This window comes from Streptomyces sp. NA02950, from assembly GCF_013364155.1.
Lineage (GTDB): Bacteria > Actinomycetota > Actinomycetes > Streptomycetales > Streptomycetaceae > Streptomyces.
Genome location: NZ_CP054916.1, coordinates 3,916,711 through 3,936,386 on the forward strand (window position 1 = coordinate 3,916,711; position 19,676 = coordinate 3,936,386).

The 19,676-nt window shown below is 71.4% G+C and carries 21 protein-coding genes; 6 read left to right on the plus strand and 15 right to left on the minus strand.

Annotated features, from left to right (window positions below):
* Window positions 1-51: 51 nt before the first annotated feature.
* From xerC to HUT19_RS16775, 12 genes are all read right to left on the minus strand, one after another.
* Window positions 52-1,314 (minus strand): tyrosine recombinase XerC, encoded by a 1,263-nt coding sequence (xerC, locus tag HUT19_RS16720; RefSeq protein ID WP_176181264.1) that lies wholly within the window; start codon window positions 1,312-1,314, stop codon window positions 52-54.
* A gap of 90 nt (window positions 1,315-1,404) precedes the next feature.
* Entirely contained in the window at window positions 1,405-1,644 is a 240-nt protein-coding gene (locus tag HUT19_RS16725; RefSeq protein ID WP_176181265.1) for a helix-turn-helix domain-containing protein, read from the minus strand.
* Between the two features lie 467 nt (window positions 1,645-2,111).
* Window positions 2,112-3,587, minus strand: a complete 1,476-nt coding sequence (locus tag HUT19_RS16730; RefSeq protein ID WP_176181266.1) for an ATP-binding protein — start codon at window positions 3,585-3,587, stop codon at window positions 2,112-2,114.
* A 2-nt stretch (window positions 3,588-3,589) separates the two neighbouring features.
* Window positions 3,590-4,462 carry a bifunctional DNA primase/polymerase gene (locus HUT19_RS16735; protein ID WP_176181267.1) on the minus strand — a complete coding sequence of 291 codons (873 nt, stop codon included), beginning with the start codon at window positions 4,460-4,462 and terminating at the stop codon, window positions 3,590-3,592.
* 257 nt (window positions 4,463-4,719) lie between these two features.
* Window positions 4,720-6,888 (minus strand): cell division protein FtsK, encoded by a 2,169-nt coding sequence (locus HUT19_RS16740; protein WP_176181268.1) that lies wholly within the window; start codon window positions 6,886-6,888, stop codon window positions 4,720-4,722.
* Between the two features lie 91 nt (window positions 6,889-6,979).
* Window positions 6,980-7,312: a hypothetical protein gene (locus tag HUT19_RS16745; RefSeq protein WP_176181269.1), complete on the minus strand. Its 333-nt coding sequence runs from the start codon at window positions 7,310-7,312 to the stop codon at window positions 6,980-6,982.
* Window positions 7,313-7,328: 16 nt separating this feature from the next.
* Window positions 7,329-7,820, minus strand: coding sequence for a hypothetical protein (locus HUT19_RS16750; protein ID WP_176181270.1), 492 nt, complete (start codon window positions 7,818-7,820; stop codon window positions 7,329-7,331).
* Complete coding sequence (locus HUT19_RS16755) at window positions 7,817-8,677, minus strand: DUF2637 domain-containing protein (RefSeq protein ID WP_176181271.1); 861 nt, start codon at window positions 8,675-8,677, stop codon at window positions 7,817-7,819. Before HUT19_RS16755 ends, HUT19_RS16750 begins: the two co-directional genes overlap by 4 nt.
* A complete protein-coding gene (locus tag HUT19_RS16760; RefSeq protein WP_176181272.1) occupies window positions 8,674-8,982 on the minus strand; it encodes a hypothetical protein in 309 nt (102 codons plus the stop codon). Before HUT19_RS16760 ends, HUT19_RS16755 begins: the two co-directional genes overlap by 4 nt.
* The gene (locus HUT19_RS16765) at window positions 8,979-9,248 is read right to left on the minus strand and encodes a DUF6284 family protein (protein WP_176181273.1); all 270 of its coding nucleotides are present in this window, start codon (window positions 9,246-9,248) and stop codon (window positions 8,979-8,981) included. Before HUT19_RS16765 ends, HUT19_RS16760 begins: the two co-directional genes overlap by 4 nt.
* Window positions 9,249-9,922: 674 nt before the next feature.
* A complete protein-coding gene (locus HUT19_RS16770; protein ID WP_176181274.1) occupies window positions 9,923-10,660 on the minus strand; it encodes a GntR family transcriptional regulator in 738 nt (245 codons plus the stop codon).
* Between the two features lie 326 nt (window positions 10,661-10,986).
* Window positions 10,987-11,946, minus strand: a complete 960-nt coding sequence (locus tag HUT19_RS16775; protein WP_176181275.1) for a polysaccharide deacetylase family protein — start codon at window positions 11,944-11,946, stop codon at window positions 10,987-10,989.
* Window positions 11,947-12,020: 74 nt separating this feature from the next.
* On the opposite strand from HUT19_RS16775, the gene HUT19_RS16780 reads away from it, so the two are divergent.
* A complete protein-coding gene (locus tag HUT19_RS16780) occupies window positions 12,021-13,220 on the plus strand; it encodes a methyltransferase domain-containing protein (RefSeq protein WP_176181276.1) in 1,200 nt (399 codons plus the stop codon).
* Here the strand turns inward: HUT19_RS16780 and HUT19_RS16785 are convergent.
* Window positions 13,210-13,752, minus strand: coding sequence for an ATP-binding protein (locus HUT19_RS16785; protein ID WP_254885618.1), 543 nt, complete (start codon window positions 13,750-13,752; stop codon window positions 13,210-13,212). The two genes, HUT19_RS16780 and HUT19_RS16785, sit on opposite strands and share 11 nt — an antisense overlap.
* A gap of 167 nt (window positions 13,753-13,919) precedes the next feature.
* Here HUT19_RS16785 and HUT19_RS16790 point away from each other — a divergent pair, with 167 nt between their 5' ends.
* Together HUT19_RS16790 and HUT19_RS16795 are read left to right on the plus strand one after the other, a co-directional pair.
* On the plus strand, window positions 13,920-14,771 hold the full coding sequence (locus tag HUT19_RS16790; protein ID WP_176181277.1) for a helix-turn-helix transcriptional regulator: 852 nt from the start codon (window positions 13,920-13,922) through the stop codon (window positions 14,769-14,771).
* A 60-nt stretch (window positions 14,772-14,831) separates the two neighbouring features.
* The gene (locus tag HUT19_RS16795; RefSeq protein ID WP_176181278.1) at window positions 14,832-15,035 is read left to right on the plus strand and encodes a DUF397 domain-containing protein; all 204 of its coding nucleotides are present in this window, start codon (window positions 14,832-14,834) and stop codon (window positions 15,033-15,035) included.
* Here HUT19_RS16795 and HUT19_RS16800 read toward each other — a convergent pair.
* A complete protein-coding gene (locus HUT19_RS16800) occupies window positions 14,998-16,482 on the minus strand; it encodes an MFS transporter (protein WP_176181279.1) in 1,485 nt (494 codons plus the stop codon). The two genes, HUT19_RS16795 and HUT19_RS16800, sit on opposite strands and share 38 nt — an antisense overlap.
* Before the next feature lie 94 nt (window positions 16,483-16,576).
* On the opposite strand from HUT19_RS16800, the gene HUT19_RS16805 reads away from it, so the two are divergent.
* The 3 genes from HUT19_RS16805 to HUT19_RS16815 all read left to right on the plus strand — a co-directional run bounded on the left by HUT19_RS16805 (window position 16,577) and on the right by HUT19_RS16815 (window position 18,940).
* Window positions 16,577-17,284: a TetR/AcrR family transcriptional regulator gene (locus HUT19_RS16805; RefSeq protein WP_176181280.1), complete on the plus strand. Its 708-nt coding sequence runs from the start codon at window positions 16,577-16,579 to the stop codon at window positions 17,282-17,284.
* Between the two features lie 120 nt (window positions 17,285-17,404).
* A complete protein-coding gene (locus HUT19_RS16810; protein ID WP_176181281.1) occupies window positions 17,405-18,253 on the plus strand; it encodes an arylamine N-acetyltransferase in 849 nt (282 codons plus the stop codon).
* A gap of 336 nt (window positions 18,254-18,589) precedes the next feature.
* On the plus strand, window positions 18,590-18,940 hold the full coding sequence (locus HUT19_RS16815; protein ID WP_176181282.1) for a hypothetical protein: 351 nt from the start codon (window positions 18,590-18,592) through the stop codon (window positions 18,938-18,940).
* A gap of 10 nt (window positions 18,941-18,950) precedes the next feature.
* Here HUT19_RS16815 and HUT19_RS16820 read toward each other — a convergent pair whose 3' ends face one another.
* Window positions 18,951-19,586 (minus strand): hypothetical protein, encoded by a 636-nt coding sequence (locus tag HUT19_RS16820; protein WP_176181283.1) that lies wholly within the window; start codon window positions 19,584-19,586, stop codon window positions 18,951-18,953.
* Window positions 19,587-19,676: the final 90 nt, after the last annotated feature.

Below are 19,676 nucleotides of genomic sequence, written 5' to 3' on the forward strand. Positions count from 1 at the left end.
GGCGAACGGTGGGTGCCCCCACCAGCGCACTAGCGCCGGTGGGGGCACCGCTCATGCTGCCTGGGCCGTCTCTGGGCCGTCTCTGCCCTGGTCAGGCCACTGGAAGAGCTTATCGACCGCCCGCCGCGTGCGCGCCTGACTGCTCGGCATCAGGTGCGCGTACACCCGGAGGGTGAGCGCGGGATCGGCGTGCCCCAGGTACTCACTCACGGCCCTGATGCTCTCCCCCGCGTCCAGCAGCACGGAGGCGTAGAAGTGCCTCAGCGCGTGCATGCCGTGTTCGCGGGCCGAGGCGTACCGCTCCCCCCGCTCCCGCTCCGGGATGACCCCCGCGGCGACCAGAGCGGGTTTCCAGGCGTCCACGTTGAAGTTCTCCCGGCGGACCGCGGTACCGCTCGGAGTGGTGAAGATCAGTCGATGCGTGACCGGTGGCCCGTCCGGGCGCAGCCACGGCAGGGTGACGGGGGTCGGAGGATTGACCTCGGCGTGCTGACGCACGGCGTCAGCCACCGCACGGGGCAGCGGTACGTCCCGAATCTTGTTGCACTTGGGCGGGGCGAACACTGGCTTCCCCCGGACCAGCTTGACCTGTCGCAGAACGTGCAGGGTCTCGCCCTCGAAGTTCAGGGCGTCCGCGGCCACGCCGAAGACCTCCCCCTGCCGCAGCCCGCATCCGGCGGCAAGGTCGACCATGGGCCGGAAGATCTCAGGCAGTCCGTCCCGCACCGCGAAAACCCGATCAGCCTCCCAGGGGACAAGCCGCTTCGGCTCGATCGCTGGCGCCCGGACGGTTCCGGCGTCGCACGGGTTGCGGTTCAGGTGACCGTCGTCCACAGCGGCCGACAGCAGGGCACGAACGTTCGCGTAGATCGTGCGACCGTAGGAGCCAGCCACCCCGGCCCGCTCCAAGGCGTGGACCCAATCCCGGATGTGTCCGGGCTGGAACGAACCGAGCGGGCGCGAGCCGAGGTACGGGTAGGCGTGCCGCCGGAGCCGCATCTCGACCATGTCGCGGGTGCTCACGTTCGTCGTCTGCGAGGCGTGCCACTTCTCCGCGTACTGCCGGAAGGTGATCCGTCCGGCCGTCGGGTCGATGTACTGCCCGCGCGACATGTCGGCCTCGATGTGGGCAAGCCACTGGTCGGCGAGCCGCTTCTGTTTGTCGGGGAATGACTTGCTCTTCTCGGTGCCGTCGGGGCCGATGTAGCGGGCGCGGTAGCGCATGCCGGTGCCGTGACGGTCGGTCTTGACGCGGCGGGCTTTGCCGTCGGCTGTCTCGGTCTTGTACCAGCGGTCTTGGATGTGGCCTGCCATGGAGGCTGTGGTCCCTTCGCGCGTGCATGGGAGCGGGGCGGGGCCGTGTGGCCCCGCCCCGCGGCGTGGGTGGTTGGGCTGTGTCTGTGGTCAGGCAGCGACCGAAGCTGCCTTGCGCTCCCGGACGTAGCGATGGACGTCGGCAGGGTCGTAGCGCAGGTGCTTGCCGATCCGGAAGCCGGGCGGGCCGAGGCGCTTCTTGCGCCACTGGTAGACGGTCTCCTTGGGCACCTCGAAGATCTCGGCGATGTCGTCGGGGGTGAGGTAGCGGTCCGGCAACCCGGCGCGGAGCGTGGCGCGCGGGTCCGGCTGTTCACGTGCGGTGCTCATGACGTGTCCTCCGTGCGCGGGCGCGGGTCCTGTTTCGGGGGTCTGCGCCTGTCCGAGGTGCGGATTTCTGCGTCATCGCGTCACGCACGTCATTTGCGGTTCTGACCTGCGGTTATGCGGTGACGCGGGCAGCTCGGGGCGTGTCACAGGGCGGGGCGGGGTTCTGTCACCCGTGACGCGGGTGACGCGGGATGACGCAGGTTTGGCCGTCTGCGTCACCGCTGTAGCCGCTGGTCAGGGACCGGGTTGGGGTGGCTGGTGACGTGGGTGACGCAGGGTCTCTTCTCTTAGGAAGAGAAGAGGGGGTGGTGTCTGTGGTGGTGCGGTGCTGCTCAGGACGTGAAGAAGGAGCCGCTTCGCGGCGCGTCTTGTGCAGCGGCGGCAAGCCGCCGGAACAGCAAGAGGAGCACCGCCCAGGCGCGGGGTGCTCCTCTTGCTTGTGCGGTGTGGCGCCGTGGTGGCGCGGGTCAGAACGCCGTTTCCTGCTCGTTCGGTGGCGGGAGCGGGGGTCGGGTCATCTCGATGTAGCGGGCGGCGCTGGTGCGGCCCCAGTCGATGAGGACGCCGCGTGCGGCGAGGGTCGGCTGTAGCCGCTTGAGCCGGTCGGAGAGGACCTTGCCGGTGGTGGGCCAGCCCTTGGGCAGGGGACGGCACTCCTCGCCGCTGTAGAGGCCGGTGAGGCAGTGCAGCCACTCCGAGGACGACATACGGACTTCCGCGCCCGCATCGAGCCCGGCGGCGTGCTTCAAGACCGTCTGCGCGAGGAGGTCTCCTTCGATGACGTCGTCGTTGAGGTCATCGAGGCTGGCCCGGTACGCGGCCAGCGAGCCGAACCCGGTAGCCGCATCGAGTTGCGCGCACAGGTGGGCGAAGTCGGCCATCCGCAGGTCGGTGGGGGTCTCCGCCTCGGCGGCCCGCACCTTCACTGTCAGGTCCAGCAGGGAGCCGAGAACTACCGGCAGGATCTCCGCGTACTCGGTCCACAGCTCTGCCTCGGTCCGCCGCACCCGGGGCCGCACGAGACGGAGCGGGAGGAGACGTTCAGCGAGGTCCGGGCGGATGACGCCGACGTCGATGCCGGTCAGCAGCATGGGCCGTCGGTAGCGGGAGCGGACGACGTCGCCGTCGGTGAAGAGCGCGCGCTTGATGCTCTCGGCGCCGGTCACGATGCAGCACATGAGGTCGGACAGGTCCGGGGGCAGGTGGGAGAGGTTGTCCAGGGCGGTGACCCATCCGGCGGCGACGGCCGTGATCATGTTCTCCTCGTCCTTCGGCGCCCGGCGCAGGTCCCCGCTCATCCCCTCGATGATCCGCACGAGCATCCGGCCGCCGGTGGACTTGCCCGCCCCCTGGGGGCCGGTGAGGAACGGCGCGGGCACGGGCACGGACGGCTCCAGGCAGCCGATCAGCCAGGCGATGGCCAGGCACTCGGTCTCTGCGCTGGCGAAGTTGCACAGACGGAGCAGGAGATCGATGCCCTTGCCGTTGGTGTCCTTGTCGGGCAGGGGGAGTTCGCCGGTGAGCTGGGTGCGCCGCCAGCAGACTTCCCGCGGGTCGGGGGTGAGGATGTCCCAGCCGGTGGGGTGGATGCGGACGGACTTGCCGTCATCGCGGCCCAAGTCGAGCCACGTCGCGCCGTCGAACCCGGGGGCGACGCGGATGTGGGTGGGCTGTACGTCCTCGGTCAGCGCGAGTGCTTCGATCAAGTCCAACGCCTCCTTGAGTGCCGTGCCGTTGAACACGCCGACCCCGTCCCTGAAGAGGCCGACCATGAGTTCCTGCCGGTGGCTCCCCGTCGTGCCCTGGGAGCGGATCGGACGGGCCACGGGGTGATCATTCCTCTGCGCGTACACGGTGCCGTCGATGGTGCGGAAGTACCGGAAGTGCGCTTGCGCGTAGTCGGTGATGACCTCGCGGGCCGGAGTCTTCTCGTCCTCGGACATGGCTACATCCCCAGCGCGGCACGGGCGTTGGCCCACGCGTCGACACAGTGACGGGCGGATTCGCCCTTGGCCTGGGCAGCGCTGAACAGTCGCGCCATGTGGGCCTCGGTGAGGCAGCCGCACCGGCCGTGCGCAGACAGCACCGCCAGGAACGTGCGGTACACCGTTGCGTGCACCGCGCTGCGGGCCTCCGTGATGCGCTGCTCCGCCATGGCGATACCGCGTTCCAGGTAGACAGGCGTGCGGTGGCGGCACTCCCCGCCACCGCCCAACGCGGCCACGGTGACGACGTGCGGGCGCCGGGCCGGGGAGGGTTCTTTCACGGCGAGTGCGCGCACCTCGTCGGGCAGGGTGGTCATGGTGCCGGTGCCGGGGCCGAGCCAGCGGGCGTAGGACATGCGCGACTTGATGTCCACCTCGGGCCGGACCTTGTTGGCCGAGGTCATGGCGCCGCGGTAGATCCAGTGTTCACCGCGGGTCGTCGGCACGATCCGGGTGGCGGGCAGGGTCTGGCGGGCCCAGGCGACGGCTGCTGTGTCGTCGAGGTCCACCACGGTCAGCCGGGCACCGCCGGGGTGGTAGGCGACCGTCACGGCCTCCCGCCACGCCGACGCCCATGCGGGCGAGGCGATGACGGACGGATCGGTGGTGGCGGCGGCCCACGCGTGACAGGGACCGGGGCACTGGCAGGGACCCGCGTCCTTCATGTTCGGCCGCCCGCCACAGGCGACGGCCGCGCAGGTGCGGCAATTCCCGAACGGGACCTTGCCGTGCCGGAGGGGCAACACCGGCAGACCGGCCGCGGCTAGCTCCAGCGCGGTCCGCAGGGGCGACAGGGCGGGAGGGTCTCGCCGGATGACGGCGGGTTGGGTCATGCTGGATGTCCTCCAGTTCTGTGGAATGAGCGGGAGACCGGGGCGGCCGTGACTTTGGCGAGAGACGGCCGCCCCAGCCGTATTCAGGGGCTGAGAGGGGTACGGGTGCGGGGTGCTGAGCCCCCTCTAGGGGGCGCTACTTCGCAGGTCAGGTCCCTCTACCGGGGGGATCTACTGCCGTAGTGACCCCCCGCTACCCGCGCATGCCGGGTAGACCCTGTTCGGCGGGGGCCGGGTAGAGGGGGGAGGGTCTACGGTCAGACCTCGCGGGCGGCGAGCAGGAGCTCTTCGGGCACTGCGGCTTCGAGGTCGGCGCGCCGGTATCCGGCGAGGTTCTTGCCCTTGATGTTGACCTGCTTGGTGGTCCGCTTGACCCCGGCGTCTTCCAGCTCACGGGCGAGCCGTTCGAGGTCCCAGTCCCCGTACCGGTCCTCGTCGGCGTTGACGAGCCGGTTGAGCAGGTCAACGCTGTGGAGCCGGTCGGAGTGACGCATCACGTCCAGGCAGTCCGAGAGCACCGGCGCGATGGCCAGCCCGGCCTGGCTGGCCGCGGCCGCCACGTCCCCGGCAGCATCTCCGGTGATCTGCCCCAGCGGCTCGCGCAGCGCACGGCCCTTGAGGCACAGGGCGTTGAACTCGGTTGTGGTGAGCAGGTCGTTCTTCACCGTGGCGTACGAGGCCGGACCGGTGACCAGCACCGTGACGCCTTTGTGTTCCTCCGACAGCAGCGAGGCATCCGCACCCATGGCGGCCTTTCCCGATCCGAGCACCATGTCCGAGCTGGTCTTGTCGGTGACCTGGGTGCAGCACCGGATGGTGATGATCTCCCGCAGCTTGGTGGGCACGCTCTTGGCGTCCGGGCGCTGGCTGGCGTAGTTGGAGATGAACCCGGCGGCCGGACCACGCCGCGCGATCCTGCCCAGGTCGTCCACGACCGCCTCACGGTCCTTGTCGTCCATGGCCAGGAACGCTTCCTGCAGCTCATCGACGGTCAGGAAGATGAACGGCAGCTTGTACTTCTCGATGATCTGCGGGGTGAGCTTGCCCTCGGGGCAGATCGAGGTGGGCAGGCCGCGGAAGAGCGCGAAGCGGCGTTCCATCTCCGCGAGGAGTTCGGTGAGCATGGCCTTGAACGCATCGATCGCGTCCTCCTCGGCACCGAGAACGAGGCGGTGGGCGACGTGCCGCATGCCCATCCAGTCCTGCCCGCCCTTGAAGTCGGCCACGTAGTGCTTGACCCACGGGTCGAGCAGCCCAGCCGCGGTCATCAGGCGCTGGGTGAAGGTCTTGCCGCGGCGCGGGAGTCCGCCGAAGAACATCGACTGCCACACCACTGGCACGCTGATGCGGTTGCCGCGGGCGTCCTGCCCGAACGGCACCGGGTCCCAGATGGAGAACCGGTCCATCCCGGCGAGCGGGGAGGGGTTGGGGTCGGCCAGGTAGGGGTCGTCATCGGCGACCCACATCGACACGCGCCCGGCGTTGCCGCCCTTGGCCGCGCGGACCCGGGACATGATGACCTGGATCTCATCCACCCCCAGCTCTTGAGCCAGGACTTCCCGCTTGGCCAGCACGTCCGAGGCGGTTTTGCCGCCCCCGCGAGGGAGGTCGAAGACCACAGCCCAGCCGCGGCCGTCACGGACCGGCCCCATGACACAGGTGACTTTGGGTCCTTCCTCATCGCCCTTGCCGCTTTTCAGCAGGCCAGCGGCGCGCAGAGCGTCGTTGAGCTGCTGGGCGGACATGTCCACCCGCAGCGGCGGGGCGCACTGGTCGAGCAGGTGCGTTTCCTGCCCGCGGCCGAGGTAGGCCAGCGGGGTGACGATGGCCGCGGTCATCCCGGCCTGGACCAGCGGCGGCGCCAGGGCGATGCCGGTTGCGGCGGCGGCCACGGCGACCGCGGCGGCACCGAAGCGCCAACGGCGGGTACGGGTCCGCTCCGCGTGCGCGGCCTGAAGCCGGACGGCCAGCTCGACGGCCTCCGGGTGGGCCTTGGACTGCGCTTTGAGCGCCTTCACGGCCGCGGTGTGGTCCTGCGCGGACAGGGTGGGCCATAGCCCGGCGCAAGCGCGGAAGAAGCCGCGGGCGGCCAGCAGCACAGCTTTCATCAGGTACTTGGGGGTGCGGATGCCGTGGAAGCGGGTGTGCCACCACGTCAGCCGCCCCAGCGCGGTGACGTTGGCCAGCACCGAGGCGCGGGAACGGGCCCACACCGGCAGCACCGGCGTATCCGGCACGGTCAGCCAGTCCGCAAGCGGGTTGTCCGGCCGGTCCACGGCCTCGCCCGCAGGGGACGATTCCGCCGGCACATTGGCCGGGGAGTCGGCGGACTTGACCAGCGACACCGGGAGCGCCGTAGCGGCGTCCTTGGCGGCGCGGTGGTCATCGAGGTGGTGCAGGCTTCCCATGTGGGGCGCCTCCGTCATGATGGTTATCTCCTGCCTGATATCGGATGCGGGCGGGTAGGCCCGGGGCGGCCGGTGTCCTTGGCCGGGTGACGGCCGCCCCGGGGCGCGGCTACAGACCGGCGCGGCGGACGGCCTGTTCGGTGGCACGGGCCCGCTTCTCCGCCTGCTTGCGGGCGGCGCGGGCGGCGGTCCGGTCCTGGCCTCGCGCGGCGCGTTCGGCGGCCTTGGCAGCGGCGAGTGTGGCCTTGGCTTTCTCGTTCTGCCGGTGCAGGGCCGCGGCCTCCAGCTGGCCGCGCTCGGCCGCGCGGGCGTCGATGCGCTCAATCTGCCGCTCGAGCTTGGGGTCAACGGCATCGGCGGCGGCCTGCTTGGCGCCACGCACGATCAGCCAGGCGCGCTTGCGCTTCTCGGCCGGGGTGTAGGAGCGGAAAACGTCGGTCACAGGGTGTCCTTCCTGGTCAGCGGTTGCGGATGGTGGTGGTCGAGCGGCCGAACCAGCGGTTCGACACGTGGTGATGGGTCACGAACGTGTCGCCCCCGCCGCGGCGGCCGGGGGCCGCGATGGCAACACCGGCGGCGACCCCAGCGGCGATGAGGAACTGCACGAAGGAGTCCACGACGATGGCCGCGGCCCCCGCGGCGAAGTACGCGCCCACACCGGCCCCGGCGGCGAACACGCCCTTGGCTGCGAGCCGTTGGGCTTGCGGGTCCACCCCGGCCGGGGCCGGTGCGGGGGCGGGGGCGGGGGCGGGGGTGCGGACGGTGGGCAGGTCGTCGCGGCGCACGGCCACGAAACCGCCGTGGGCGCCGGGGATGTAGACGACCGGGCCACGCTCGGCCGCCAGTTCCACGGCCCCGCTCAGCGGCTGCTGGGCGGGGCCGTAGGGGTCGGGGGTGACCGGGTCGGGGACCGGCTCATCCGGCGGGCGGTAGGGCAGGGGCGCATTCATGCTGCCACCTCCTCAGGCTCAGCGGCTGTCTCTGTCCGCTCGGCACGGAGCGTGTCCCGCAGACCGCGCGCCTTCTCCGCAGACGTCCGGACCGCCTTCCGGATGCGTTCGGCCGTCAGCTCGTCGTCGGTCCAGTCGGCGGTGATCGACCGGGCCTCATCGAGCAGTTCGGTGGCCGTCCGCTTCGGGCGGGGAGTGCGGGCCGACTGGGGGACTTGACCGGTCGCCCGACGGGGCCGGACCGACTCCGCCGCCAAAGGCGCGGTTGCTGGTGCCGACGGGTTGGGCTTGGGCTGGTCGACCGGTCCCGGGGCTGGAAGGGGCAGCGGGTCGGCGACCGGCGCGGGCGGCTCCGGTGCCGACTCTCCCTGCTCAGACGTAGACCGTTTGATACCGCTCTCAGTCGTTTTCTCAGCATTCGTGGTTGGCTGCGGCTGGTGGTGCAGCACCTTGGCGACCAGATCCGACCCGAAGTAGATCGAGCCGACCGGAAGAGAGGTCGCCAGCAGCACCAGCACCCAACCGGCCTTGTTGAGGTCGCCCAGTCGACCGGGGTCGACCGAACCGCCGTGCAGCTCCGGCACGAGTCCGTGTACGTAGTTCAGGACGAGTGAGGCGGTGGTGTAGGCGGCCAGCACCCGCAGCGCGAACCTGCGGTCCCGGCCGGTCAGAACGAGAGCGGCGACCAGCGCCAGGGCCATCAGGCCGTCGACCACGAACGGGTACAGGGTCGCGGCCGTCGCATCGGCGCCTATGGCCGTCGACACATCCCGCAGCGCGTTCCACGAGACCCGGAACGCCATGCCGACCACGGCCACCAGGGCGAGGACGAGCAGGACCTTGGGATTGCGGTTCACCGGGCGGCCTCCCCGTCCGGCCGCGGCTGGTCGTCCCAGGCGCGGTAGCCGGTGGGCGGGTGCTCGGCGAGCTTCTTCCGCAGGTAGGCGGCGGCCCACTTTGCGGCACCGATCCCGGTGGGACCATCGAGGACGGTCGTGAGCGTGACGACCACACGCATGGCCCGCTCGTCCAGGACCGCGCGGAACCGCTCGGCGTCGCCGACAGTAGCCGGGGCCGGGATGTCCAGCGCCTCCACAACGGCGCGCAGCAGCGCGGCAACTTCCTCCGGAAGCGGCCCGGGAACTGGAGGGATGGTGCTCACGCGCCCACCCCCGGCACGCTCACCGAGACGGCGCGGTTGGAGAGCTCCCGACGGGCGGCCAGCACCCGGCGACGGGCCCGGCGGATACGGCGCTCATCCAGCTCCGACACCGGCCGGTCAAGCGTCATGATCTGCGCATCCAGCAGCTCAACCTCGGCCGTGATGATGGGCATCTCCAGTTCGATCGCGTCCAGCTCCGCGGCTGTCGGCTCGCGGTCGGACAGGTCGGCGGTAACAACCGCCTGAAGTGCGGCGATGTGGTTCATGGGTCGTGGTTCCTTCCAAGGTGGGACGGCCCGAACAGCGGCGCCGGTGCTGCAACACCGGCGCCGCCCCACCGCCCGGAGTCCGGTAGGTCCGGCTCCCCCCGACCCCGCCCGTACGGGGCACCGCGCACGGCGGCCCGGACGGGCGGAGGAGGCAACCGGCCGCAGCACTGGACGCTGCGAAGCCAGAAGAGGCGTAACCGGGCTTCACCGGTGCGCCGTTGCCACGGAGCACCGGTCCCGAGCCGGGAAGTCGGGTGCGTCATCGTCACTGCTCTGACGCCAGCAGGGCGGCCGTGTGCCAGGTGGAACCCGAGGGGTTGACCTCCAGGAATGAAGGGATGATCCACACGGGCGTTCTCCAGAGCTGACACACGAGCAAGGTGTGCCGCCGACGGCCCTTACCCGGCCGCCGCAGGGGCAGGGACTCACACCCCGCCAATTCAAAGATCACTGTTGAGTTCTTAAGGAGCGAGCGCTTCCTTTCACCCCCTTGTGAAGGGCTTCCGGGCGCCTCAGGAGCATCCGCGCATGCCGGATAAGCCCCCTGAAGGGCTCCCGGGCGGCGAACCTCCCTAGGGATATTTCTCCCACACATCCCTAGGGAGGTCAACGGGATATGCGAAAGGGGCCCGCCGATGGCGGGCCCCTTCGGGTTGAAGTTGTGGCTGTGGTCAGCCGGTGACGTGGTACTCCATGACGTACACCCCGGCATCCAGCAGCATTCTGTTGACCTCGACCGGCTTGCCTTCCACGGTGAGCGCCGTGCGGTAGATCTCCACCACGGGAGTCCCCTCAGCCAGGTGCAAACGCTCGGTCTCGTCCTGGCTGGGCATCCGTGCGCGCAGCTCTTCCACAAAGCGGACTGGTTTGGCGCCCAGCTCGGCGAGACGCGCGTACGTACCTCCGGGCCCGGTGTCCTCCTGGGCGATGGCCGACTCCCTCACGAGGTCGGCCGGAAGGTACGAGACGGCTGCCTGCACCGGCTCACCTTCGACAACGAACAGCCGATCGCGGATCACCACGGGTGCGCCATCTTCCAGACCCAGCGCGCGAGCCACGTCGTCCGGCGCCAGAGCCTCATAGACACGCAACCCGGTGACCGTCATGGGCCGCTCACCGATGTCGGCACTCCAGATGGAGCGGCCTTCGGTCCACCCCTCCTGTGCGAGTCGCCGGTTGGCGACGCGCCGGATGGGCTGGAACTCCCGGACGTACGTGCCACTACCCCGGCGACGGACGGCCAGCCCCTCGGTCACCAGAAGGGTCAGAGCCCGTCGGGCTGTCTCCTTGGCGACCCCGTACTGCCGCACGAGGGCAGGCTCGCCAGGGAGTCGGGCGCCGGGCGCCAACGCGCCCGAGCGAATGCGCTCCCGCAGATCGTCGGCGATCTGCTTGGCGGTCTCCGCCATCAAGCCCTCACTTCCCTAGGGTGGTCTCTCTACCAGCTTGGCATACGTCCGGCGGCTGGCCCCTGACAGGGGAGTCACCAGAGCGCCACTGGGCCCGCTCCCCGGGCCGTCTCTGGGCCGTCCGAGGGTGGCCCAGGACGACCAACAACGACCAACAACGACGACACCGCCCCCGCTGAACAGCGAGGGCGGTGCGCCTTTCCCGGCTCGGGGAAAGGGAGTCGTCAGTCCTCAGTCAACTAGAGTGCCAAGCGACGCGGGGCCGACCTCCGGTCGACACCGCGCCGCCGTACCGCCCGGCCCGCCGGACGCGAGCCTCACAGGGCTCAGACGTAGTCCTCCAGCCGCGCGACCGTGAACCCCTGCTCCTGGATCGTCCGCACCAGGGACGTGATCATGTCGGTCATGGACTTGCCCTCCAGCTGCTCCGGGCCGCGGAAGTGCGCGAGCACGATGTCCCCCGGCTGGAGGCTGCCGCCGGACCGGTAGACCAGCCCGCGCGGCTCCATCTCGGCGCGCCACAGCACCACCGTCTGCGCCCCGCAGTCGGCCGCCGCGCGCAGCGTCGTCTCGTCGTACTCGCCGTAGGGCGGACGGAACAGCCGCGGCTGGCGGCCGAGGTGGGTGCGGACGTTCTCCTGCTGGCCGCAGATCTCCTGCCGCTGGGTGTCGTAGTCGAGACCGGCGAGGCTGGGATGGGTGAGGGTGTGGTTCTCCATCGGGTTGCCCAGCCGCTGGAGCTGGTCGAAGTAGTCGTAGTGGTCGCCGATCACGTTGTCGGTGAGGAAGCCGGTGAACGGCAGACCGAGATCACGGGCCTCCTCCACGAAGCGCGGATCCTTCTCGATGCCGTCGTCGATCGTCAGGAAGACCACCCGATCGGTGGTCGGGACGCGCCGGATGACCGGCGGCAGCCCTTCGCCGGTCGGCTCCTCCGGGGCGAGCTGCGGTTTGGCGGCGGGGGCGGGCGGCGGCCGGTCCAGCGGCCGGTCCAGACCCCACAGGCGGTACGCCTCGGGGTCGCCCGAGGGGGCCGAGCCCGACGGGCCGGACGTGCCCGAGACCGTTCCCGATCCCGGGGGAACCGGCGGCCGGGAGTGGCCCGGAAGCGGCGGGGTGGGTGAACGCCCCGCGGTCCGCGGCGCGGATGACGCCGTCGCGGTGTCGCTGTCCACGGTGGTCCGGGCGAGCGGACCGGAGCCCTCGAGGCTTCCACAGCCCGTGAACACGGCCGCCGCGGCGGCGAGAACCAGATACCTCGAAAGCCCAGATTTGATCATTGTCATATAAGCGATCTTGGGGAGAAAAGCATGGAAGCGCGCGCCGCACGGGTGCGAATACGTCCGCCGGAGCGGAGAGAATGGGCCGTGTGGACGTTGACGCCTTCGATTCACTGCTCGGCGACGAGGGGCAGGCGCTGCTCACCGCGCTCCGGGACCACGACCCGGCGGACGAGCTCGCCACCGCGACCCGGCTGCGCCGCGACCATCCGGCCGCGCTGGTCTCGGCGGCGCTGACGCAGGCCCAGTTGCGCCAGCGGGCGGTCGCCAAGTTCGGCGAGGACGCCCACCGGATGTACTTCACGCCGCATGGTGTCGAGCAGTCCACCCGTACCTCCGTGGCCACCTACCGCGCCGAGCGGTTCGCCGGGTTCGGGGTGCGGAGTGTCGCCGATCTGTGCTGCGGCATCGGGGGCGACGCCATCGCGCTCGCCCGGGCCGGCATCTCCGTGCTGGCCGTCGACCGGGATCCGCTGACCTGCGCGGTGGCCCGCGCCAACGCCGGCGCCCTGGAGCTGTCCAACCTCATCGAGGTCCGCCGCGCGGATGTCACCGAGATCGACACCACCCCCTTCGACGCCGTCTTCGTCGACCCCGCCCGGCGCGGCGGCCGGGGCCGGGTCTTCGACCCCGAGGCGTACTCCCCGCCGCTCTCCTGGGCCGTCGAGGCCGCCCGCACCACACCGCGCGCCGCCCTCAAGATCGCCCCGGGCATTCCCCACGAGGCCGTGCCGGAGGACGCGGAGGCCGAGTGGATCTCGGACCACGGGCATGTGAAGGAGGCCGTGCTGTGGTTCGGCACGGCCCGCCCCGGGATGCGCCGCGCCACCCTCCTCCCGGCCGCCCACTCGCTCCTGGGCACCCGGTTGCTGCCCGATCCGCGGACGGGTCCGGTGGGGCGCTGGCTGTACGAACCGGACGGCGCCGTCATCCGCGCCCATCTGGTGGCGGACGTCGCGGCCCGGATCGGCGGCCGGCTGATCGACCCGACGATCGCCTACATCACGGCGGACGAGCTGCGCCCGACGCCGTACGCCACGGCGTACGAGATCACCGATGTGCTGCCGTTCAACCTGAAGAAGCTCAAGGCGCTGCTGCGGGAGCGCGAGATCGGCATCGCCACGATCAAGAAGCGCGGTTCGGCCGTGGAGCCGGAGGCACTGCGCAGGAAGCTGCGGCTGGCGGGGCGGAACGCCTGCACCATCCTGCTCACGCGCACCGACGGCGCCCCGGCGATGCTGCTGGGGCATCCGGCCGAACCCGCTCCGGTCAGTCCCTGAGCACGGTTACGCAGGCCGCCCGGCCGGGGGTGCGCAGCTCGAACCAGACGCCCTTGGCGTACACGCCCGCCGGATCGCCCTGCGCCGTCCCCCACGCCTCGGCGAGCGCGCTGACCACGCGCAGCCCCCGGCCGTGCAGCTGGTCGCCGTCCGGGAGGCGCGAGGGCACCGGGAGCGCGGCGCAGCCGTCGTAGAGCAGTACGCGCAGCCGCGGGGGCTCGATCACCACGCGCAGCATCAGCGCGTCGCCCTCGGCGTGCAGCCAGGCGTTGGTGACCAGTTCCGAGGTGCAGAGGGTCGCGGCGTCCACCAGGCCCTCCTGGCCGGTGCAGTTCAGCACGCAGGCGACGAAGTCCCGCAGGAGCTTGGGGGATGCGGGGCCGCGGTTGCTCCGGAGGGTGTAGACGTACGGGTCGTCGGAGGCGGCAGCCGGGCCGGAACCGGAGCCGGGCCCGGCGGCGCGCGGGGCGGGCGGTGACGGCGAGGGCGACGAGGACTGCGGGAGGTCCTCGGATTCGTGGTCGGTACCCATGGGTCAACTCCCTGCGAGGGGGCCGATGGTGCGCGTACCGTTGCGGGTGATCAACGCGTGGTAGCTGTTCCGCCACCCACGGTAGGGCAGATATGGAAACATCTGCTACGGCACCGGTTAATTTCCCCGACATTCGGCCCGTGAGGGTGAAAGAGCAACGGAGGAGCATGCCCCCCAGAAGCGCCCCCACCGTCCGTCAACTCCGGCTGGGCACCGAGCTGCGGAGGATGCGCGAGAAGGCCGGGCTCAGCATCCAGGACGCCGCCGACCGGCTGGGCATCAACCGCACCCACGTCACCAACCTGGAGCTGGCGCGCTTCGGGGTGAGCGAGGAGCGGGTCCGGTCCCTGGCCTCGATCTACGCCTGTCCGGACCGCGCCTACGTCGACGCGCTCGTCGCCATGGCCCGGGAGCGCAAGGGCGGTTGGTGGGAGGAGTACCGCGGCCATATCGCCACCGGCGGACTCGACCTCGCCGAGCTGGAGTACTACGCGGAGAGCCTGCGCGTGGTCGAGCTGATGTTTCTGCCCGGTCTGTTGCAGACGGAGGCGTACGCCACGGCCGTCCTCAACGAGACCGTACCGCCCTGGTCCCCGACCGAGCTGCGGCGCAGACTCTCCCACCGGATGAAGCGCCGGGACATCCTCGACCGGGACGCCCCGCCGCCGTGCACCTTCATCGTCCACGAGGCGTCCCTGCGGATGCGGTTCGGCGGTCCGCAGCTGATGCGCGCCCAGTTGGAGAGCCTGTTGGAGGCGTCCACGCGGAAGAACGTCACCGTGCGGGTCATCCCCTTCGAGGCGGGCGGCTTCCCCGTCTCCGGGGTCTCGGTCACCTACGCCTCGGGCGCGGTGCCGCAGCTGGACACCGTGCAGCTGGACTCGGCGCACGGGCCCATGTTCCTGCACGCCGAGACCCAACTGACCATCCACCGCGCGGTGCTGGACCGGACGGCGAAGGTGAGCCTGGCCCCGGCAGCGTCGCGGGACCTGATCCACGGCATCACCCGGCGGCTCTGACCGCGCCCCGCCCCTCCCCCTCGCCCCCGTGACCACCCGAGACCTTTCGAAAGCACGCACATGCCCGAGATCACCTGGCGGAAGTCCTCCTACTCCACCCAAGGAGACGGCAGTTCCTGTGTGGAAATCGCCTCCATACCCGGCGGGGTCGCCCTGCGCGAGAGCGACGACCCCGACATCGTCCTGGCCACCACCCCCGCGCGGCTGCGGGCCCTGCTCGACGCCGTCAAGACAGGCGCGTTCGATCACCTCGCGGCGCCGTGACGGATGGCTCCGCCGCCGGTTCCGCGGCCGCCGGTTCCACGGCCGGTTCCGTACGCCGCGGCAGCAGCAACGCCGCGCTCAGGGCCGCCACCACCAGCAGCGCGCCCGCCACCCCGAAGGCCGTGGCGTAGCCGGATACGAGGGCGGACGGGCCGGAGGGACCGGTGCCGCCGTCGGCGTCCGTGGTGTGCGAGGCCACCGTCGCGAGGACCGCGAGCCCCAGCGAACCCCCGATCTGCCGCGAGCTGTTGACCAGACCGGAGGCCATACCGGCCTCCCGCGCCGCGACCCCCGTCGTCGCTGCCGTGCCCATCGGGACAACGCACAGTCCGATGCCGACGCTCGCCAGGAGCGAGGGGCCGAGGATCGAGTCCGCGAAGCCGCCGTCCACCCCGACCGTCCGCCAGAACCAGCCGAACCCGGCGGCGCCCAGCAGTCCGCCCGCGACCAGCAGCGTACGCACCCCGAACCGGGCCACCGTGCGGGTCGCGGTGAGCGAGCCGATCACGATGCCGGTGCAGAAGGGCAGAAACGCGGCCCCGGCCCTGACCGGCCCGTACCCGAGGATCTGCTGCATATAGAGCGAGGTGAAGTAGAAGGCCGCGAACTGGCCGGAGAACAGCAGCAGTACGAAGAGGTTCGCGACCAGCACCGACCGCTGACGCAGCAGCCCGATCCGCAGCAGCGGTTGCGCCACCCGCCGTTCCACCACGACGAACGCCACCAGCAGCACGGCCGCGACGGCGAGGGTGGTCAGGGTGGTCGCCGACCCCCAGGGGTGGGTCTCGGTCCGCACCAGCGCCAGCACCAGGGCCGTCATTCCGCCGGTGACCAGCAGCGCGCCGGCCGCGTCCAGCCGGGCGGGCGGGCCCTCGCGCCGGTCGGGCGCCACCGAGAAGCGGGCCGCGGCCATCGCGGCGAGCACGATCGGCACATTGATCAGCAGGACCGAGCGCCAGCCCGCTCCTTCGGTGAGCAGCCCTCCGGCCAGTACCCCGACCGCGCCGCCCGCCGCCGCGGCCATCCCCCACAGCCCCAGCGCCCGGGCCCGCGCGGGACCGGCCGGGAAGGTGACGGCGATCAGCGTGAACGCCACCGGCGCGAGCGCCGCCGCGCCCACCCCCTGCACCGCCCGCGCGGCGATCAGCCAGCCCGGCGACCCCACCAGCCCGCCGCCGAGACTGGCGGCGCCGAAGACCGCGAGCCCTGCCATCAGCGTGGTGCGGCGGCCCACGATGTCCGCGAGCCGGCCGCCGAGCATCAGCAGCCCGCCGAAGGCGAGGGCGTAGGCGTTGACGACCCAGAGCAGGCCGCCGGATCCGAAGCCGAGGTCATCACGGATGTCGGGCAGCGCGACGTTCACCACGGACATGTCCAGCGCGACGACGAACTGCACGGTGAGTGCGACGGCCAGCAGCCAACCCGTCCGTTCCGGTTGGTCGTTCATGGTCCTCCTCCATCGGATCCCCCGGGGCCAGGAGGTTAGTATACGCGTATACTCAACCCGTGCACCAACCCGTTCCGTGGACAATGAGGCGGTGATGAAGGAGACCGGGACGGAGACGAGCGCGGGGGCCGCGAAGGCCCGGCGGACCGGCGGACGACCCCGCCGCCTGGAGCTGGAGACGATCGTCGCCACCGCGCGCCGCATCCTCGAGGAGGAGGGCGCGGCCGCGTTGAGCATGCGGCGCCTGGCCAAGGAGGTCGGCTCCACGCCGATGGCCCTCTACCGCCACGTCCGCGACAAGGACGAACTGCTCCAGCTCGTCCTGTCCGGTATGGCCCGCACGCGGCCCCGCCCCGAGCTGCCCGAGGACCCGCGCGAGCGGGTGTACGCGGTGGCCCTGCACATGCACCGCACGCTCCAGGAGCTGCCGTGGGTGGTCGAGGTGCTCAGCCTTGGCGAACTCACCGACCGGGACGCCCTGTGGATGGTCGAGGAGATCATCGACTCGGCCATGGCCTGCGGGCAGAGCGAGCGCCGGGCGGTGCACACCTACCGCTCGATCTGGCATTACGTCCTCGGCACCCTCGTCTTCCGCGCCGCCCTCGCCCGCCGCGCCGAGGACCCGGGACGCCGGTCCGCGTTCCCCGCGCTGCTGGCCGACGCGGACCCCTCCGAACTGCCCCGGCTGGCCGCGCTCGCGGGCAGCTGGAGCGGGATCACGGACGCGTACGACGTCGCGGAGGAGCTGCGGGCGGTCGTGACGGGGCTGCTCGGCGGTGGCCCCGGGCCCGGGAGCGACTGATCACGCCGACGCCCCGGCCCGGAAGCAGGTGATCGTCCCGATGTCCTCGGTCCAGGGGAGGAGCTGAGATCCGCCCCTGGGCATGAGGCCCGCCGCCCCGCGCGGCGTTACCGTCGGCGTATGAACGACGCACCGAGCGAGACCGCGCCTCAGCTGGACCTCGACGCCTATCTGACCCGTATCGGCTGGACCGGCGCCCGTCCCCCGGCTCCCACCGCGGAGACCCTGCGCGCGGTGCACCTGGCGCATGTGACCTCCATACCGTTCGAGAACATCCAGCCCCTCCTCGGCTCGGCGCCCTCCCTCGCCCTGCCCGATCTGGAGGCCAAGCTGGTCCGCAGCCGGCGCGGCGGCTACTGCTACGAACAGAACACCCTGCTGTCCACCGCTCTCGGCGCCCTCGGCTTCGGCATCACCGGCCTCGCCGCCCGCGTCCGCCTGGGCGCGGCCCCCGGCACCGTCCGCCCGCGCTCCCATATGGTCCTGCTGGTCGAGATCCCGGGCGAGCCCCAGCGCTGGATCGCCGACGTGGGCTTCGGCGCCATCGGCGGCCTGCACGAGGCCGTGCCGTTCATCACCGACACCGAACTGCCCAACGGCACCCGACGCCACCGCTACATCCGTGAGCCCCACCCCGGCGGCCTGGAGGACCTGTGGGTCTTCCAGGCCCTCCACAACGGCGTCTGGGAGGACCAGTACGCCTTCAGCCGCGAGCCCTTCATCGCGGCGGACTACGCGGTCATCAACTGGCACACGGCCACCAACCCGCGCTCCCCCTTCCAGCACACCCTCCAGGTTCAGCGCACCGGCCTCGACCTCCACCTCGAGCTGTCGGCCCGCATCCTCACCGAGACCCACCCCGACGGCACCCGCAAGCGGCGCGAACTGGCGGACAACGACGAGGTGCTGCGCGTCCTCGCCGCCGACTTCGGCATCGACCTGCCGTCGGACACGGTCCTGCCCCTCTGAGCTCTGAGCCCCCGCGTCCGAGCCACCTCCGCCGGACCGTACCGCGGTCCGGCGGGCCACCGCCCCGGACCTTCGGATTCCGCGGATTCCCCGGGTGCCGCTCCGCGCCGCCGGGCCGCATGGCACGATCATCCCCCTAGGCCCTGTCCGGCGGATCTTATCGGGCCCGCGACGCCTGGTACCGCGCCTCGCCGCGTTGTCGGAGTCGCTCGAGTACGCCCAGTACGAGAGCGATCCTCCGCCTCGCGGTCCACGGCACCAGACGCCGCGGGCTGATCCTCGAAGATCCACCGGACAGGACCTCATGGGCCGATGGAGGGTGGCAGGGACGGGGACATGAGCCAAGACAAGCTGTCCGTGTCGGAGCAGGAACTGTCCGATCTCATCAGGGACCTCGAGGAGATGATCAGTTACCTCGAGCGGAAGATCGAGCGCCTCGATCACCTGGTCCGGTCGCTCGACGCCGACCCGAAGGGCCCCGCCGCCACGGCCCACAAGAAGCTCCAGCGCGACGCCTACATGGACGCGGCCCGCATCAGACAGCTGATGACCCGCATCGAGGACGCCACCAAGCGGCACGGCGCCAGTCTGAGCCCGGACTTCCTGGAGCTGCGCCACCGCTTCCTGTCCCTCCAGCGGTCCTCGGCGGACGAGGGGGACGACGGGGACGACGAGAGCGGCACCTGACCGTGCGCCCCTAGTGGTCCTCCGGCCCCTGTTCGGGGGTGGGTTCGGGGGTGAGTTCGCGGTAGACGAGGCGGTAGTAGTCGATCGTCTTGGCCAGGCCCAGCCCACCGGCGGCCGCGGAGACCGCCGCGATGCCCGTCAGCATGCCGAAGCCCTCCGGGCTCGGCCCGGAGAACACCGTGGCGGCCCCCAGGGCCAGCCCGAGACTGCACAGCACGACCGACGGCAGAAGCCACAGCAGGGCGCCGCCCCGGACCCGCCAGAGGGGGAGGGTGCGGGGGTCGCGCTCCACCCGGGCCCAGGCGCGGAGCCGTTGGCCGACCAGGACATCGCGCCGGATGCCGGTGGCCACGCCCAGGCTCGACGGAATGGTGGCGCCCAGCGCCAGCCCCAGGAACAGCACACCCAGGACGTGTTCGACGAGCTGGCCCGTCACCAGGAACTGGAAGCCGGACACGGCCAGCACCCAGCCGAGCGCGAAGACCATGGCCGACAGCCAGAGCAGCAGCGCCCGGTGCGGCGCCAGGTACCAGCGCGCCAGCGCCCCCATCGCCCGCGCCCGGTCGTCGAGCAGCCCCGCCCGGTCGGCCCGTTCCCCCCGCTCCGGCGCGGGTGGGGGCGGTAGAGGGGTGGTGGGAGGGAGCATGGCGTCCTTTCGCCGGGCACGGCGCATGGCCCGGCGGGCACATGGCACAGCGTCATGGGTCGGACACAGTCTTCCAGGCCCGCGAAGTGC

Excerpts from the sequence above, each read along its gene's own strand:
- xerC (WP_176181264.1), bottom strand. The coding sequence starts at position 1,314 with ATGGCAGGCCACATCCAAGACCGCTGGTACAAGACCGAGACAGCCGAC.
- HUT19_RS16725 (WP_176181265.1), bottom strand. The coding sequence starts at position 1,644 with ATGAGCACCGCACGTGAACAGCCGGACCCGCGCGCCACGCTCCGCGCC.
- HUT19_RS16730 (WP_176181266.1), bottom strand. The coding sequence starts at position 3,587 with ATGTCCGAGGACGAGAAGACTCCGGCCCGCGAGGTCATCACCGACTAC.
- HUT19_RS16735 (WP_176181267.1), bottom strand. The coding sequence starts at position 4,462 with ATGACCCAACCCGCCGTCATCCGGCGAGACCCTCCCGCCCTGTCGCCC.
- HUT19_RS16740 (WP_176181268.1), bottom strand. The coding sequence starts at position 6,888 with ATGACGGAGGCGCCCCACATGGGAAGCCTGCACCACCTCGATGACCAC.
- HUT19_RS16750 (WP_176181270.1), bottom strand. The coding sequence starts at position 7,820 with ATGAATGCGCCCCTGCCCTACCGCCCGCCGGATGAGCCGGTCCCCGAC.
- HUT19_RS16765 (WP_176181273.1), bottom strand. The coding sequence starts at position 9,248 with ATGAACCACATCGCCGCACTTCAGGCGGTTGTTACCGCCGACCTGTCC.
- HUT19_RS16770 (WP_176181274.1), bottom strand. The coding sequence starts at position 10,660 with ATGGCGGAGACCGCCAAGCAGATCGCCGACGATCTGCGGGAGCGCATT.
- HUT19_RS16775 (WP_176181275.1), bottom strand. The coding sequence starts at position 11,946 with ATGACAATGATCAAATCTGGGCTTTCGAGGTATCTGGTTCTCGCCGCC.
- HUT19_RS16780 (WP_176181276.1), top strand. The coding sequence starts at position 12,021 with ATGGGCCGTGTGGACGTTGACGCCTTCGATTCACTGCTCGGCGACGAG.
- HUT19_RS16785 (WP_254885618.1), bottom strand. The coding sequence starts at position 13,752 with ATGGGTACCGACCACGAATCCGAGGACCTCCCGCAGTCCTCGTCGCCC.
- HUT19_RS16790 (WP_176181277.1), top strand. The coding sequence starts at position 13,920 with ATGCCCCCCAGAAGCGCCCCCACCGTCCGTCAACTCCGGCTGGGCACC.
- HUT19_RS16795 (WP_176181278.1), top strand. The coding sequence starts at position 14,832 with ATGCCCGAGATCACCTGGCGGAAGTCCTCCTACTCCACCCAAGGAGAC.
- HUT19_RS16800 (WP_176181279.1), bottom strand. The coding sequence starts at position 16,482 with ATGAACGACCAACCGGAACGGACGGGTTGGCTGCTGGCCGTCGCACTC.
- HUT19_RS16805 (WP_176181280.1), top strand. The coding sequence starts at position 16,577 with ATGAAGGAGACCGGGACGGAGACGAGCGCGGGGGCCGCGAAGGCCCGG.
- HUT19_RS16810 (WP_176181281.1), top strand. The coding sequence starts at position 17,405 with ATGAACGACGCACCGAGCGAGACCGCGCCTCAGCTGGACCTCGACGCC.
- HUT19_RS16815 (WP_176181282.1), top strand. The coding sequence starts at position 18,590 with ATGAGCCAAGACAAGCTGTCCGTGTCGGAGCAGGAACTGTCCGATCTC.
- HUT19_RS16820 (WP_176181283.1), bottom strand. The coding sequence starts at position 19,586 with ATGCTCCCTCCCACCACCCCTCTACCGCCCCCACCCGCGCCGGAGCGG.